Below are 14,673 nucleotides of genomic sequence, written 5' to 3'. Positions count from 1 at the left end.
ACCCATAAGGTAAAATAGCTGCTGCGTAAGAGCGTGGTCTAAGTTTGCTGTAAAAATGCCAGCAGCGCCGTAAGGGCTAAGTTTCTGGCTTTATCACGCTCCATGAATATTTCATGGCGAGCATAGGGAATGTTGAGTAACTTACACTGACCTATAGCCGCTTGTTTTTGAGCAGCATTACTGACAATGGTATCTTCTTCAGCTTGCAAAATTAGCAAGGGGATATCGATATTCTGTGTGGCTTTAATTGCATTATCGCCGGCATCAATTGACTCGACTAGCCAATGGTTAGTCGGCGAACCAAGTTGCAGTTTAGGCTGCTGTTGATACAGCTTGCGATAATCTTGGTAACGCAACTTACTGTTGGTGAGGTCGTTCTTATCAAACTCATCAGCATGGTAGCCTTTACCACCGAGCACATAGTTTGGTTGTTGCTTATTGTGGTTATCGAGTAACGACGCTAACCAACGAATAAAGCGCTTAGGTAGAGGCAGTTTTATCCCATACATAGGCGCAGAAAAAACCGCTGCTTTAAACACTCCTGAGTGCTGTTCTAGGTATAAAGTGCCGATTGCCCCTCCCATTGAATGCCCCACTAGAAAGTAATTTTCTTCTGGCTGTGGTTTAACAACTTTGTTGATAAAATCGTCAAAATCGTCGACATAACGCTGGAAGTTGTCGATATGTCCTTTATGTGGATCTGTAGTAGTTCTACTGGAAAGGCCCTGTCCACGATGATCAATGGCAAATAAACTGTAACCCTGTTGGTACAGATCAAACATCAGCTCTTTATACTTCAAATAGGACTCAACTCGGCCACTACTCAGTACAATCGTTGCTCTGCTATTTGGATTGATGATGCTGGCATAAGCGAGACTGACATCGTCATTCGCTTTGAAGCTTGATTGAGTCACTTGCTGCCAAAATGCAGTTTGTTCTGGGCTATTAAGGTGATGCTCTGATGAAAAGGAACTTGTAGCGCTTAATGATGGAGCGGGCTCAGCGGCATTCGGCATAATGATTATCTAAAGAATAAGGTTAGCAGCAGTGTAGCAAACTCCTTGTGGGGATAAAATGGCCGCTTGTTGCGGCCATCTATATACTGATTGCTATTATAGTGCGGCTTGCTGCTGTTTAATGAAGTCGTTAATTTGTTGCTCAAGAATTGACATAGGAACAGAGCCATTGGCTAACACGGCATCGTGAAAAGCGCGAATATCGAAATTCTCGCCGAGCTCCTGTTCAGCTTGAGCGCGCAAACGCTTAATGGTTAACTCGCCAATTTTGTAAGACAGAGCCTGCCCAGGCCAAGAGATATACCTGTCTATTTCGGTAGTAACATTGTGCAGTGATAGGGCGGTGTTGCTCGCCATAAAGTCCATCGCTTGTTGACGGCTCCAGCCTTTGGCATGCATACCTGTATCGACAACTAAACGCGCCGCACGCCACATCTCATAGGTTAGGCGACCAAAGTTACTGTATGGGTCTTGGTAAAAGCCAGCTTCTAACCCAAGGTACTCGGAGTAGAGTCCCCAGCCTTCGCCAAAGGCTGATATATAGCTATAGCGTCTAAAGTCAGGTAGATCGGTTAACTCACGGTTTAACGCTATCTGTAGATGGTGGCCGGGTACCGCTTCGTGCAATGTTAACGCTTCCATCTCATACAGTGGGCGTTTATCAAGTGCATAGGTATTGACCCAGTAATAACCAGCTTCATCATCTCGATTAGAACCGGAATATCTGCCTGTGGTGTACTTAGGGGCTATTTCCGCAGGAACAGGAGCTATACCGTAAGGTTGGCGTGGCAGTTTACCAAAGTACTTAGGTAGCATGGCATCGGCTTTCTTAGCGATGTAGGCTGCTTCCTTAAGTAATTCCTCGGCTGTTTTAGGGTAAAACTGTGGATCGGTTCTGAGAAAGTGGAGGAACTCAGCAAAGTTACCTTCAAATTCTAACTCATCGATAATCTGCTGCATCTCGGCGCGAATACGTTTAACTTCGCTTAAGCCCAGTTGATGCACTTCATCTGCAGTCATATCTAAGGTGGTGTAGTAACGTACTCTATTTTCGTAGAATGCTTCACCGTCGGGTAATTTCGAGGCGGCGATGTCAGTACGAGCATTGGGAATATACTCATTAACCATGAAGTCGTAAAACGCTTGATACTCAGGCAATACCGTATTAGTAACCAAGGCTAAGCCTTGCTCGGTGAGGGCTGCTTTTTCTGCTTTGGTAAAATACTCTGGGTACTCAGTAAAAGGTTTGAAGTAACCACTCTCTGCAGCAGGCACGATAAAAGCACTAATACTAGTTTCAAATCCATTAAGGGTAACTTTTGCTGGTGTGATACCTGCTGCTAACCCCTGCTGTAGCCAATAAGTTTGCTGAGCAAAGTAAGTCGGTAGCGCTTTAAGTTGCTTGATGTAGTTTTGATAGTCCTCAACTTTTGCAAATCGCCCTTTAGAGATCGAGGCTATATAGGCATGAAAGCCGCTTTCTGCAGACAGAGGGATGTAGTGATCTTTATAGCGATATTGGTCAACACTATTCTGTACTTGGTCCTGCAGGATTTTGGCGTTGATAACATCGTCAGCGCTTAATACTGCTCGGTCTAATGCTTTTATTTGACGGAGTAATTCGATACGACGTTGATTGAGTGATGCCAGCGCCTCTGGTGATAAATCTTGTAATTTCCCCGCCGCTGATTGATCACCCAAAGAGTACGCAAGGCTTGGGCTTCCATCTAAAGAGATCTGCCAAGAGGTATCGATAGCTTGTTGCAATTGTGCATTTATCTGCGATTTTGTTGACGTCGTCGTAACGTTAGATCCAGTAACAGCTGAAGTTGGTGCTGCTTGACAGGCACTTAAGCCGATGATTAACACCGAGGGTAACAGGTATTTATACATGATATATCCGTGATTTTTGTTATTGTTATAAGTTCGATTATGCCTATTGTGCTGCTAAAGGTCACGCAGGAAAGTTATACCAAATGTTATGAAAAATACGGCCGTTATGATCGAGTTTATCTGACCTTATAAGCAGTTATTCAGCAGATACAAAAAAACCGGCCATAGCCGGTTTTTTATGGGGTTATCTAATGCCTAATCAGTATTAGATAACGCGTGAGAACTGCTGTTGTCTTGCTTTCTCGCGGTAGTAAACATCAAAACAGATACAGATGTTACGGATCAACAAGCGGCCTGTTGGGCTGATGGTGATCTTTCTATCGGTGATGTCGACTAGCTTATCGTCGATGAACGTTTGCAGTAGTTTTAAATCTTCTACAAAGTACTCTTCAAAGTTGATATTCAGCTTTTCTTCAATTTGTGCCATGTCTAAGTCGAAATGACAGATAAGTTGCTTAATCACGACGCGACGAATTTCATCGTCACGGTTTAAGCCACAACCTTTCCAAAGTGCATGACCGTTAGCATCGATTGACTCGAAGTAAGGGCGAACATCTTTCTGGTTTTGTGCGTAACAATCGCCAATCTGGCTAATTGAAGAAACACCTAAACCAAGTAGGTCACACTCTTCTTGGGTGGTGTAGCCTTGGAAGTTACGGTGTAAGCGGCCTTCGTTTTGAAGAATTGATAATTCATCATCAGGCTTAGCAAAGTGGTCCATACCAATGTATTGGTAACCCGCTCCAGTTAAAGTTTCGATTGTTTGGTGCAACATATCTAGCTTTTGTTGTGGAGACGCTAAGTCTTCATCTTTAATCTTACGCTGCGCAGCAAAACGTGATGGCAGGTGAGCGTAGTTGAAGACTGATAAACGGTCAGGATCTAAGTCCAGTACGCGTTGCATGGTTTCTGCAAAGGTCTCTGGTGTCTGGTGTGGCAAACCATAGATAAGGTCGATGTTAGTTGAAACAAAGCCTAGCTCTTTAGCGCGTGCCATCAGGTCAAAAATGAACTGTTCATCTTGTTCACGGTTAACCGCAATTTGTACTTTCTTATTGAAATCTTGCACACCAATAGAGATACGGTTGAAGCCCGCTTCTTTTAGGGTATCTAGCATAGATAGTTCAATTTCACGTGGGTCGACTTCAATTGAGTACTCGCCCACTTCTGCTACGTTAAAGTTAGCTTTAACTAGTGCAGACAATGTCAGAATTTGTTCTGGAGTCAAGAATGTTGGTGTGCCACCGCCCCAGTGAATTTGGGTGACTAAGTAGTCTTTAAATAATGGCGCACGTTTAACAATTTCAGCTGCTAAGTACTCAATGTACTGATCAGCTTTATGTTGGTGACGTGTGATGACCTTATTACAGCCACAGTAGTAACAAAGCTTAGCGCAAAATGGGATGTGGATATAAAGAGAAAGCTTATCACTTTTGCTGTTCTTGATAGAGGTCAGCAGTTGTTCTTCGGTAAACGAATCTTCGAACTCTAGCGCCGTCGGGTAAGAGGTATAACGCGGTCCGCTATAATTGTACTTTTCGATCATTGACTGATCCCAGCTAATTTGTGTGGGCTGCTTCAAGGCATGTCCTCCGACGTTTAGTAATTTAGCAACATGTGAAGTATGCATCGTTATCTGTGCAATAACCTTGATCCATGTTGTAAATTTGGAATGTGGGTAACAAAGAGCAACAGAATATCGCTGAATTTAAGCTCTATGTCTGCGCTGTTAAGTAGATTTTGTGCACAGACTCACCCTATATTATCAAAATCTTCTATAAGTGCGATCTGGGTAGAATCTAGATACAGCTATAGTACAAACTTTGAACATAGTTGTTAACGCAAATTAGTGTAGTGAAGCGGCGTCGAATTCGCTAAGTTGTTTTGCTTCTTCGAGTATTGTTGCTTCAAGTTCCGCTTCAGATTTCATGCGAGCGAAGTCTAGCTTCATTCGCTGTTGTTTTGATAGCGTTTTGCGCTGCTCTTTAATAGGGTGATCTTTAATCACTTCAAAATGCTTGAAAGTTGCAGGGTACTTTTCGCTAACAAGTTCAGACATGCCGACTAAATTAAATAGTTTAGCGATGCGCATGACTCCTTCTGATATCTCGCAGCGCTCCTCTAGCATTGCAGCAGCGATGTAGCGAATGCTATCTAATAACTCTTCTGACTTAGCTTTAGCTGCGGCCGCTTGTTGTTGCTGCTGCACTCTAACCTGGTTTTGCTTACGCACGCGTAACAATAGGTAAGTAGCATAAGTGGTTAATGCAACGATAATAAAAAAGCCAATAACAATAAAAGCTGTGGTCATGCTAAGTCCTGTTACAGTCGAAAATTTTCAAATTAATTGGGGTACAGATAAAAATATGGCATCAATTAAGATGCCATAGAGGAGCTATGATTTAGACGTTAGTCGTTCTGATAATCTTTTAACAGATCGGCACCAGATTCAAACTTGTCGAATAGGTCGTCATCACTGACAGCTTTCTTCGCTTTAGGTTGCTCCTCTTCATCAGATAGGCCGAGCTTATCTAACAGAGTTTCGATTTGAGTTAATTGCTTATCTAACCATTTCTGATCATCTTGATTAAGATTTTTACCCTCTTCAAGCATATCTAGCAGGCTATTGAGTCGTGGATCTTCCTCAAGCTTTAATAACTTCTGCTCATCAGTCAGTTTCGGCGCTTTAGGCTTACTCTCTACCTGTTTCTCTTTAACGATATTGAGCTGAACAGGTTTCTTGCTGCCATGACGAGGATCGCTGTTCTTGGCGCTGCCACCATTGGCTTGGTTTTCAATCATCGAAGCGTTATGACGGCTTCCCGCTTTATTGCCAGCAACCTGTTTTTTACCCGCAAGAACTCGTTCGTGCTTCTTGGTTCTTGGAGCTAATTTTGGAGCATTTTCGTTGCTCTTACGCGTTTTCTTACTACGGGACATGATTCGCTTATCTCGATAACTTAAATGACTCTGCTGCTGACAGAACTATTCGTCTCTATCAACAATTGAAGTTTGGTCGCGTGTTATACCAGATCCTGATGGTTTTTGCACCAGAATGAGATCGTTTGCTGCAAATAATAGCTTAAAACCGACGTTTTCAGCCAGATATTTGAAACTTTGTTGTTGGTAAAAGCTTACGTGGGTGAGGTTGTTCTTATAATGCCATTTATCAAACCCAGCTAAATTGGTGAGTAATGGTGTGTTAATCGCAATCCATCCCCCCGGTTTAACTAGCTCACATAGTAAGGTCCACTCTTTATGTGGAAACCTGAAATGTTCAAATACGCGATAGCAACAGATGAAATCGTATTGCTGCTTTAATTGCTTAGTCCACGGGGCAAGGCTGGGATCATATTGATTTATTTGGTGGCCGCGTTCAATCACTCTTCGTAGACTTTTGGGATTAAGTGTTCTACCAAAATTGAGCCCCAGTAGAGAGTTGTCTGTGGTTTCACATTGCAATACTAAATCGAATAGAAATTGCGATAGCGATTTTTGCTTGTTGTTGGCTAAGCGATACTTTTGCAGTTCTGCGGTGTGTGGCAGGTGTGAATTTGCGTCTGCAAACACCAGTTCACATTGATGACAGCGGTATAGGCAGCGTTTTTTATTCTCAAAAAATAGCTGATTGTTATCACTAAAGCATAATGGACATCGACGCATTAAAACGACTCCAGCTACATTAATGGTGAGAATAGCCGCCAAGGCTGTTGCAGATAAGAGAGAGTAACCACTCAACAACTTGAATTGATATTAACATATAAACCAATTATTTGAGGGGGGATAAACCAGTATAAAGATTGGAGTATTTTAGGCAATAAAAAAGGCGACAGATAAACTGTCGCCTATAAAAGTGCAATTAGCACCAATTCTTATTTCAAGTATCCATACTTGCTAGTGACTATCCCGGTCAATATCCGTCTTATTTTTATTGCTTTCCGTGCAATTATTTTAGTTTATGGTCTTCCCGACACTTTATTTTTAGTCCTGTTGTCTTCCTGACCACAGCTTCCGTAGATGGTCTTCATGACACATCACAATCCTATCGTCTATCTATGACGCCTAAGTAACCATCCTTGTTAGGTGTATCTAAGTATCTTCCAGTGATAACAAGCTTCCAGCGAGTGCATCCAAAGCAATTAGCTTCCTATGCCAATGTTTGTATCCTACAAACATTCTCCTATTGGTGCGCGTTTCTCTGAATGTAAGGGTAAATGCTAAATAGCGCTTTGGCCTTCCTAACCAAATCCTTACTAAAATTCTTACGACCGGGACTTCAAACTGAAATCTCTACTCTTATTATTTTTAGTGAGTGGTCTCAATAATATTATTATTATTTCGTTAATTTATTCTTATATCTTAAATGTAAAAATACCAAAATCTGCGAGTTATTATTAAATAATTTTTGTACTTACAGTTGGGTTCATCTCGGTACGGGGCTCATTAAACCGAAATCTGTGATCACTGTCAAGTAAGTTTTTGCGGGTAGTTTACGTAAACGTTAAGCTTGTGGGATAAAAAAGGACAGCATTTGCTGTCCTTTTAGTATTAACTAATATTTACTTAAGGCTTGATATATATTTAGATAATGCGTCCATATCGTCCGCATTTAGCTTCTTGGCGATATCTTGCATCATGCCATTTAAGTCGTTGTTACGATTTGTATCGTGAAACTTATTTAGCTGGATCTTGATGTAATTAGCGTGTTGTCCGCTAACATCAGGGAAGCCTGCAGCTTCAGAGCCTTTACCTTCAGGTCCGTGACAAGCAATACATGCTGTAATGCCACGAGCAGAGTCACCGCCTTTGTAAAGCTGTTCACCTAATGCTGGAACGTCTTTAACTTCGATAACTTGTTTGGTTTGGCTTGCATAGAATGCTGCGATATCAGAGATATCTTCGTCGCTAAGCATCATTGCCATACCGCCCATGATTGGGTCTGCACGGCCTTCTTTACCACCTGATTTAGCCGCGCTGCGGAAATCATGTAGTTGCTTTTCGAGATAGGTCGTTTGTTGACCTGCAAGTTTAGGGTACATGTCTATCATGCTGTTGCCGTCAACACCGTGACAAGCAGAACAAACAATGGCTTTAGTTTTTCCGGCTTCAGCATTACCTTCAGCCATTACAGGTGAAGACATTGTGGCTAAAACAGACAGCGCAAGAGCTAACTTTTTCATGGCGTTCCAACTTCTTATTAAAATATTTGTCCTGAGCTTACTAGGAAGACCCGCAAGCGTGATAAAATGTATTTTATGTGATCGGGGTAATATTTTACACGAAATTGTGAAAATGTAAGCAACTCTTCGATATTTAACAGAGTTAGTTGAGAAAATTTTGGAGTTAATTGTGAGTGAATCTCGTATCGATTTCCGTAAAGCAGAGTTTTTAATTAGTGCGCCGGACATTGCGCACTTAAATGAATATCTCCCTGGTGACGTTGGGGTAGAGATCGCCTTTGCGGGTCGTTCGAACGCAGGTAAGTCCAGTGCGCTAAATCTATTAACTGAGCAAAAAATTGCACGTACCAGTAAAACGCCTGGTCGAACGCAGTTGATTAACGTGTTTAAACTAGACAAACATCGCCGCTTGGTGGATTTGCCAGGTTATGGTTTTGCTCAAGTTCCATTGGCACTTAAAAAGAAGTGGCAGCAAGCGCTAGGTGAATACTTACTTAAGCGAGAATGTTTAAGTGGCGTTGTAGTATTGATGGATATTCGTCATCCACTGAAAGATCTTGATATGCAGATGATTGAGTGGGCGGTTGAAAGTGATATTCCGGTTTTAGCACTATTAACCAAGGCTGATAAGCTGGGTCAAAGTGCCAGAATGAAAATGGTCAATGAAGTGCGTAAAAAGCTGAGTAACTTTGATGATGCAGTGAAAGTAGAAGCTTTCTCATCATTGAAAGGGATTGGCAAAGGCAAGGTATTAGGCATTCTTGATCAATGGTGTAAGCCGCAATGGTTGCAGGAGCAGTTGACTGCAGAAGCGATTGAAGCGCAAATAGAATCAGGTAAGTAGCAATCTAGTCACTGTAAGAATTCTAATATGAATAACGCTCCTAATTTTAGGGGCGTTTTTTTTAGGCAAAAAAAAACCGACGGAATAAACCATCGGCGTAAATTAGCTCTTTTGGGGAGAAGCTAAATTCAACAAGACTCAAGACCTACCAAACTATGTTGATAGTGCTTAATGAACACAGCATAACCGTTTTTTTGACCGAATTAAAGTATTTACTCTAAAATTTATTTTAGACGAAAAAAAGCCCCAGCAGATTAGATCTGCTGGGGCGCCATAATTTGGCAATTCACTTCAAATCAGCGAATTTAAAAAAAGGTCTGAAAGATAGAACATCTTAACCTCTGTACCCTACGCAGAGAATAATACCCTATTAACCGTATTATGAAAAACTGTTTTTGTAAAAAACGAACAATAATGTGACGATGATCTCAAGATTTGCTCAATAAAAATACATATTCTGATCAGTATATTTCAGTTTACTTATTTAAAAACATAAGCTTGCATCGGTTTATTATTGAGCAATGGTCAAGGTGATTTTGGGGTTGTACATATAAGGCTTGCAGCTAACGGACCAAGCTGGCAGGAGAGATAGTTGGTGTAATAGAGCTGGCTGAGGCCAACCAGCTCTATGATAAGCTCATAATTGTGGTGGTAGCGCCAGCTCTTTACTTTGGCTGGCGGCTTTGGTTAGTGCGCCTGCTCCCAGTTGTCACCGATACCCGCTTCTGCAAGTAGTTCTACGTCAAGTGTCGCTGCCGCAGCCATTAACTCACAAATTTTAACTTGCAAGCTATCTGCTTTATCTGCGTCAACTTCAAACACTAATTCATCGTGTACCTGCATGATCATGGTAATTTCACCACTGGTTTCTGTTTCGATCCAGTTGGCGACATTAATCATGGCTTTTTTGATTATATCGGCAGCCGTTCCCTGCATAGGTGCGTTGATCGCTGCGCGCTCTGCAGCTTGTCTGCGCATCGCGTTGCGATCCTTAATGGCTGGTAGATATAAACGGCGACCAAATAGTGTCGACACATAACCGAGATCAGCAGCAATTGCGCGGGTCTCTTCCATGTAGTTGAGTACGCCTGGGTAGCGCTTAAAGTAAGTATCGATATAACGTTGTGCTTCAGCACGAGGGATATCTAACTGCTTGGCTAAACCAAAGGCCGACATACCATAAATTAGGCCGAAGTTGACGGCTTTTGCGCGGCGGCGTTGATCGCTGGTGACTTCACTGAAGTCCACATCGAACACTTCGGCAGCTGTGGCTTTATGAATATCTTTACCTTCAGCAAAAGCAGTTAACAGCCCTTTATCTTGTGACAGGTGCGCCATAATCCTTAGCTCGATTTGAGAGTAATCGGCGGCAAGAATCTTTCTGCCCTCTGGTGCAATAAACGCATGGCGAATACGGCGACCCTCTTCGGTGCGAATAGGAATATTTTGCAGATTTGGTTCACTAGAAGACAGTCGGCCAGTTGCTGCATTTGCTTGATGGTAGCTAGTGTGGACGCGTCCAGACTTGGCATTGACCATTAAAGGCAGTTTGTCAGTGTAGGTACTCTTTAACTTAGCCAGGCTACGATGCTCAAGAATAATTTTTGGCAGTGGATAATCAAGTGCTAACTCAATTAACACCTCTTCAGCTGTAGACGGGGCACCTTTTGGAGTCTTCTTGATAACAGGATAACCCAGTTTCTCGAAAAATAGCTCTTGTAGCTGTTTTGGTGAGGCCAAATTAAATGGCTGGCCTGCAATTTCATGCGCCTTGGTTTGCAGTTCATCTATTTTGCGAGCCAGCTCTTCGCTTTGCTGACCTAGCAACATGCTATCGATCAATACACCTTGGCGTTCTATTGTTGACAGTATATCGATCAACGGCAGTTCTATATCGGTGAACACACTGGCAAGTTCAGGCAGCTTCTCTAATCGAGGCCATAGGTGTTGATGCAGTCTAAGGGTGATATCAGCGTCTTCTGCTGCATAAGGTGCTGCGGTTTCAAGTGGGATCTGGTTGAACGTTAGTTGTTTTGCCCCTTTGCCGGCAATCTCTTCAAAACTAATATTTTTATGGCCAAGATATTTAAGCGCCAAGTCATCCATATTGTGTTTCGATGCAACGGAGTTAAATACATATGACTCAAGCATAGTGTCGAACTGCACACCTTTGAGCTTGATCCCTGCATTAGCAAAAATGCTGATATCGTATTTAAGGTTTTGACCAACCTTTTTAATCGCTTGGTTTTCTAGTAACGGTGTTAGCTTTTCAAACACCATTGCTTTATCAAGTTGCGCTGGTGCATCGACATAGTCATGAGATAGAGGTAAGTAAGCTGCTTTGCCCGCTTCAACTGCAAATGATATCCCAACCAATTCCGCTTCCATGTAATTGAGGCTAGTGGTTTCGGTATCAATAGCGATAAGATCTGCTTTGCTAAGTGTTGCAATCCAGTTGTCGAGTTGCTCAACAGACAGAATGGTGTCGTATTCAGTTTCAATATCTTGTTTAACGACAACTTCATCATTGTCTTCACCCGCACTAGCGCTAGATTTGTTATCTAGTACTTCCGCTAACCAACGCTTAAACTCCATTTCACCATAGCATTTAACTAGCTCATCTTTATTGGCTGGTGCTATGTCCATGGTGCGCCAATCTTGATCGAGCTCTACATCAAGCTTAATGGTGGCAAGTTCGTAACTTAGTTTGAGCATATCGCCATGCTCTGCAATTTTTGCTGGCATGGTTTTCGAGCCGCGAAAACCTAGCGCCGGCATTTTTTCTGGAGCAGCGAGAATATTATCAACGCCGCCGACACCGAGTAACATTGCCAGTGCGGTTTTCTCACCGACACCCGGCAAGCCGGGAATGTTATCGGCCTTATCTCCCTGCAAAGCAAGTAGGTCGATGATAAGTTCTGGGCCGACTCCAAATTTTTCGGTGACTTCAGCAGGGCCCATCACTGTATTCGTCATGGTATTAATTAAGGTGACGTTTTCATCTACCAACTGCGCCATATCTTTATCACCAGTACTAATGAGCACCGCGCGGCCCTCTTTGCTGGCCTGAGTGGCGATGGTACCAATGACGTCATCAGCTTCTACGCCGGGAATACACACTAGCGGTAAACCAAGTGCTTTGATTATTTGGTGCAGAGGAGCGATCTGTGTACGCAGGTCATCAGGCATGGGTGGGCGCTGAGCCTTGTATTCCGAATACATATCATTACGGAATGTCTTACCTTTTGCATCAAATACAACCGCCATTTGGCTAGGTTTGTATTGATTCAGCAGGCTACGAAGCATGTTAATCACGCCATATACTGCACCCGTTGCTTCACCTTTAGAGTTGGTCAAATGTGGTGGAGCGTAATAGGCGCGGTAAAGGTAGGAGGATCCATCCACAAGTACTAAAGGGTTGTCGGCAATTTTTGGCATAATAGGTATTCGTTTATCGCGTTTCGATGATGGCGCTAGCATGCCATATCAAGCCAATTTCAGCTACGGATAAATAATAGAGTGCCTGTGGATAACTCTGTGCATGGAACAGGTTAACTTAAACTGCATGAACTTATAGAGGAAAATGGTGCAGGCATAAGCTATTGAAAATTAGTTGTATTTTCTAATTGTGTGAAGTGGGTGTTATTTTGAATAAATAAACTATAAATGTGGACTTTTTATTTTTATTCGCTTTATAAACCTAATCCTTGGTCAAATTATCGCCATTTGCTAAAGTGCAGTCATAACTTAGCACGATAATTAATCTGATCAAGTGCTTTATTGCAATTTTGTTAAAACAATATGATATATAAATGGAGATTTTAATGAAAAAAGTCGCAGTTCTTTTAAGTGGTAGTGGCGTCTTCGATGGCACGGAACTACATGAGTCTGTTTTAGCCTTGTTGGAGATTGCCCGAGCAGGGGCTTGTTACCAGTGTTTTGCTCCTGATATTGCTCAATTGCATGTGGTTAATCATCTCACTGGAGAGGTGGATGAAAGCGATAGTCGTAATGTTTTGGTTGAGTCAGCAAGGATCGCGCGCGGTGATATTATGGCTGTGACTGGTTTAGATATTAACGAGTTTGATGCATTGATTATCCCCGGGGGCTTTGGCGCCGCAAAAAATCTATGCAATTTTGCAGTGGCGGGAGCAGAGCATGTTGTGGATTCGAGTGTAAAACAGTTTATTGGCCAGTTTGCTCAAGCTAAAAAGCCTGTTGGTTTTATCTGCATATCACCGATAATGATCCCGCAGTTTTATGGTGCTGGTGTTAAAGGAACCATTGGTTCCGATAGCAACACTGCTGCGGCATTTGAGCAGCAAGGAGGCTGTCATCAAGTTGCTGCAGTTAGTGATATTGTAATTGATGAGGCCAATAAAGTGGTGAGCACACCTGCTTATATGCTTGCTGATAATATTCTCGACGCCCATAAGGGCATTGCTAAACTGGTCAATAGTGTGCTGAACATGGCTTAGAAAATAGCTAAATTTCGTCGCGTATCGTTTAGGATTAATGAACTATACGCGTCGTTTTTGGCTATCTATAAAGCCTTGTATCACGCCGACCAGTAATCCACCGAGGTGGGCGCCATTGGCGATGGACAGGCCGAACATGTCGGTAAAACCAAAAACAAGCCACAACAACATAAAGCCGATGTAAGCAGGTGGCAGTCCTATTCCTGATTCAGGGCGCTTGACCCCCATAATCCAGGTGTAGCCGACGACCGCGTATACCACTCCTGATAGTCCACCGAAATTTGGCCCTGCCATAAAGTACTGCAATATATTCGGTAATGTACCACCGACTAATAGCAGTATAAATAGCGGTTTAAAGCCTATTTTATTCTCGATCTTACCGCCTAAGTACCACCACCATAATAGGTTAAAAATGATGTGCATCGCCGAAAAGTGGATAAGACTTGGGGTGAATAGTCGCCAGAATTCACTGAGTGAGGCGGGAGAGGTGGCGCCAAAAAAAGATAAACTCTCAAAAATGGGGCTAGCAAAGCCGAGGTTCATGGCTGCATAAATAACCACACAGCTAAAAAATACCGCTAGAGTGAGCGGGCCTGCTCCAGTGATAAATTGTGTGACTAACTGCAGGCCAGGGTTACCGTAGTCTAGTTGAGTCTGGGTGCTGCCATTTTCCCATGAGGCAGCGAGATACTTCTCATCATAGGGGTTACTAAGAAACGCATGGTATTCTTGCTGAACTCGAGATAGTTGAGCTTCATCGTGCAGTACCAGCAATACCCCTTGCTCAGCAGGCATAATGCTACAGGTGATGTTCTGCCCTTTGAGATAGTCGATGAGAGCTTGTGCTGCTCTGCCATTGGGTAAGCTGCCTATCTCAATCATCGATCTCTCCTGCTGTAATTAATCAAACGAGTATTACGCGTTAGCTTGATGCCAGGCGCTATATCCGCCATCTAAGCTATAAACATTATCAAAACCTTGCTCATTTAGGTAGGTTGCAGCGCTTTGGCTACTAATGCCGTGGTAGCAGACAACAACCAATGGCAGATCCATGTCGGCTCCTGCAATAAAATGGCTGATGTTTTCATTATTGAGGTTAAATGAGCTGCTAATATGCCCAGCTTCAAAGCTGGCAGCATCTCTAATGTCGACAATTTGCAATTCGGCTGTAGCTTCTTGCATGTGGATAAGTTGATTGACACTTAAATGTTGAAACGCTGACATAGAAAACCTGCATTAATTGAATGTGTTGTTGGCGATAA

Annotated in this window: 12 protein-coding genes; 2 read left to right on the top strand and 10 right to left on the bottom strand. The window is 42.7% G+C overall.

Going from position 1 to position 14,673, the window contains the following annotated elements; genetic code table 11:
* Positions 1–38: 38 nt before the first annotated feature.
* From AB4135_RS15525 to AB4135_RS15495, 7 genes are all read right to left on the bottom strand, one after another.
* Positions 39–1,016 (bottom strand): alpha/beta fold hydrolase, encoded by a 978-nt coding sequence (locus AB4135_RS15525; protein WP_371994269.1) that lies wholly within the window; start codon positions 1,014–1,016, stop codon positions 39–41.
* A 96-nt stretch (positions 1,017–1,112) separates the two neighbouring features.
* Entirely contained in the window at positions 1,113–2,909 is a 1,797-nt protein-coding gene (locus AB4135_RS15520; RefSeq protein WP_371994267.1) for a DUF885 family protein, read from the bottom strand.
* Between the two features lie 205 nt (positions 2,910–3,114).
* Positions 3,115–4,491, bottom strand: a complete 1,377-nt coding sequence (gene hemN / locus AB4135_RS15515; protein WP_371994265.1) for an oxygen-independent coproporphyrinogen III oxidase — start codon at positions 4,489–4,491, stop codon at positions 3,115–3,117.
* Positions 4,492–4,755: 264 nt separating this feature from the next.
* Complete coding sequence (locus tag AB4135_RS15510; protein ID WP_371994263.1) at positions 4,756–5,220, bottom strand: DUF2489 domain-containing protein; 465 nt, start codon at positions 5,218–5,220, stop codon at positions 4,756–4,758.
* A 98-nt stretch (positions 5,221–5,318) separates the two neighbouring features.
* Entirely contained in the window at positions 5,319–5,849 is a 531-nt protein-coding gene (gene yihI / locus AB4135_RS15505; RefSeq protein ID WP_371994261.1) for a Der GTPase-activating protein YihI, read from the bottom strand.
* A gap of 45 nt (positions 5,850–5,894) precedes the next feature.
* Entirely contained in the window at positions 5,895–6,572 is a 678-nt protein-coding gene (locus AB4135_RS15500) for a class I SAM-dependent methyltransferase (protein WP_371994259.1), read from the bottom strand.
* A gap of 896 nt (positions 6,573–7,468) precedes the next feature.
* Positions 7,469–8,089 carry a cytochrome c gene (locus AB4135_RS15495; RefSeq protein WP_371994257.1) on the bottom strand — a complete coding sequence of 207 codons (621 nt, stop codon included), beginning with the start codon at positions 8,087–8,089 and terminating at the stop codon, positions 7,469–7,471.
* A gap of 169 nt (positions 8,090–8,258) precedes the next feature.
* Between AB4135_RS15495 and yihA the strand changes: the two genes are divergently transcribed.
* A complete protein-coding gene (gene yihA / locus AB4135_RS15490; protein ID WP_371994255.1) occupies positions 8,259–8,933 on the top strand; it encodes a ribosome biogenesis GTP-binding protein YihA/YsxC in 675 nt (224 codons plus the stop codon).
* A 687-nt stretch (positions 8,934–9,620) separates the two neighbouring features.
* Here the strand turns inward: yihA and polA are convergent.
* Entirely contained in the window at positions 9,621–12,371 is a 2,751-nt protein-coding gene (polA, locus tag AB4135_RS15485) for a DNA polymerase I (RefSeq protein ID WP_371994253.1), read from the bottom strand.
* Between the two features lie 386 nt (positions 12,372–12,757).
* Here polA and elbB point away from each other — a divergent pair, with 386 nt between their 5' ends.
* Complete coding sequence (gene elbB / locus AB4135_RS15480; protein ID WP_371994252.1) at positions 12,758–13,411, top strand: isoprenoid biosynthesis glyoxalase ElbB; 654 nt, start codon at positions 12,758–12,760, stop codon at positions 13,409–13,411.
* A gap of 42 nt (positions 13,412–13,453) precedes the next feature.
* Here elbB and glpG read toward each other — a convergent pair whose 3' ends face one another.
* Positions 13,454–14,293: a rhomboid family intramembrane serine protease GlpG gene (gene glpG / locus AB4135_RS15475; RefSeq protein WP_371994251.1), complete on the bottom strand. Its 840-nt coding sequence runs from the start codon at positions 14,291–14,293 to the stop codon at positions 13,454–13,456.
* Between the two features lie 33 nt (positions 14,294–14,326).
* Positions 14,327–14,635, bottom strand: coding sequence for a thiosulfate sulfurtransferase GlpE (glpE, locus tag AB4135_RS15470; protein ID WP_371994250.1), 309 nt, complete (start codon positions 14,633–14,635; stop codon positions 14,327–14,329).
* Between the last annotated feature and the right edge of the window lie 38 nt (positions 14,636–14,673).

It is taken from the genome of Shewanella sp. 10N.286.54.B9 (assembly GCF_041468565.1).
GTDB lineage: Bacteria > Pseudomonadota > Gammaproteobacteria > Enterobacterales > Shewanellaceae > Shewanella.
This window is presented reverse-complemented; position numbering and strand designations above follow the sequence as displayed.

Excerpts from the sequence above, each read along its gene's own strand:
- elbB (WP_371994252.1), top strand. The coding sequence starts at position 12,758 with ATGAAAAAAGTCGCAGTTCTTTTAAGTGGTAGTGGCGTCTTCGATGGC.
- AB4135_RS15500 (WP_371994259.1), bottom strand. The coding sequence starts at position 6,572 with ATGCGTCGATGTCCATTATGCTTTAGTGATAACAATCAGCTATTTTTT.
- polA (WP_371994253.1), bottom strand. The coding sequence starts at position 12,371 with ATGCCAAAAATTGCCGACAACCCTTTAGTACTTGTGGATGGATCCTCC.
- glpG (WP_371994251.1), bottom strand. The coding sequence starts at position 14,293 with ATGATTGAGATAGGCAGCTTACCCAATGGCAGAGCAGCACAAGCTCTC.
- AB4135_RS15525 (WP_371994269.1), bottom strand. The coding sequence starts at position 1,016 with ATGCCGAATGCCGCTGAGCCCGCTCCATCATTAAGCGCTACAAGTTCC.
- yihI (WP_371994261.1), bottom strand. The coding sequence starts at position 5,849 with ATGTCCCGTAGTAAGAAAACGCGTAAGAGCAACGAAAATGCTCCAAAA.
- AB4135_RS15495 (WP_371994257.1), bottom strand. The coding sequence starts at position 8,089 with ATGAAAAAGTTAGCTCTTGCGCTGTCTGTTTTAGCCACAATGTCTTCA.
- AB4135_RS15510 (WP_371994263.1), bottom strand. The coding sequence starts at position 5,220 with ATGACCACAGCTTTTATTGTTATTGGCTTTTTTATTATCGTTGCATTA.
- glpE (WP_371994250.1), bottom strand. The coding sequence starts at position 14,635 with ATGTCAGCGTTTCAACATTTAAGTGTCAATCAACTTATCCACATGCAA.
- AB4135_RS15520 (WP_371994267.1), bottom strand. The coding sequence starts at position 2,909 with ATGTATAAATACCTGTTACCCTCGGTGTTAATCATCGGCTTAAGTGCC.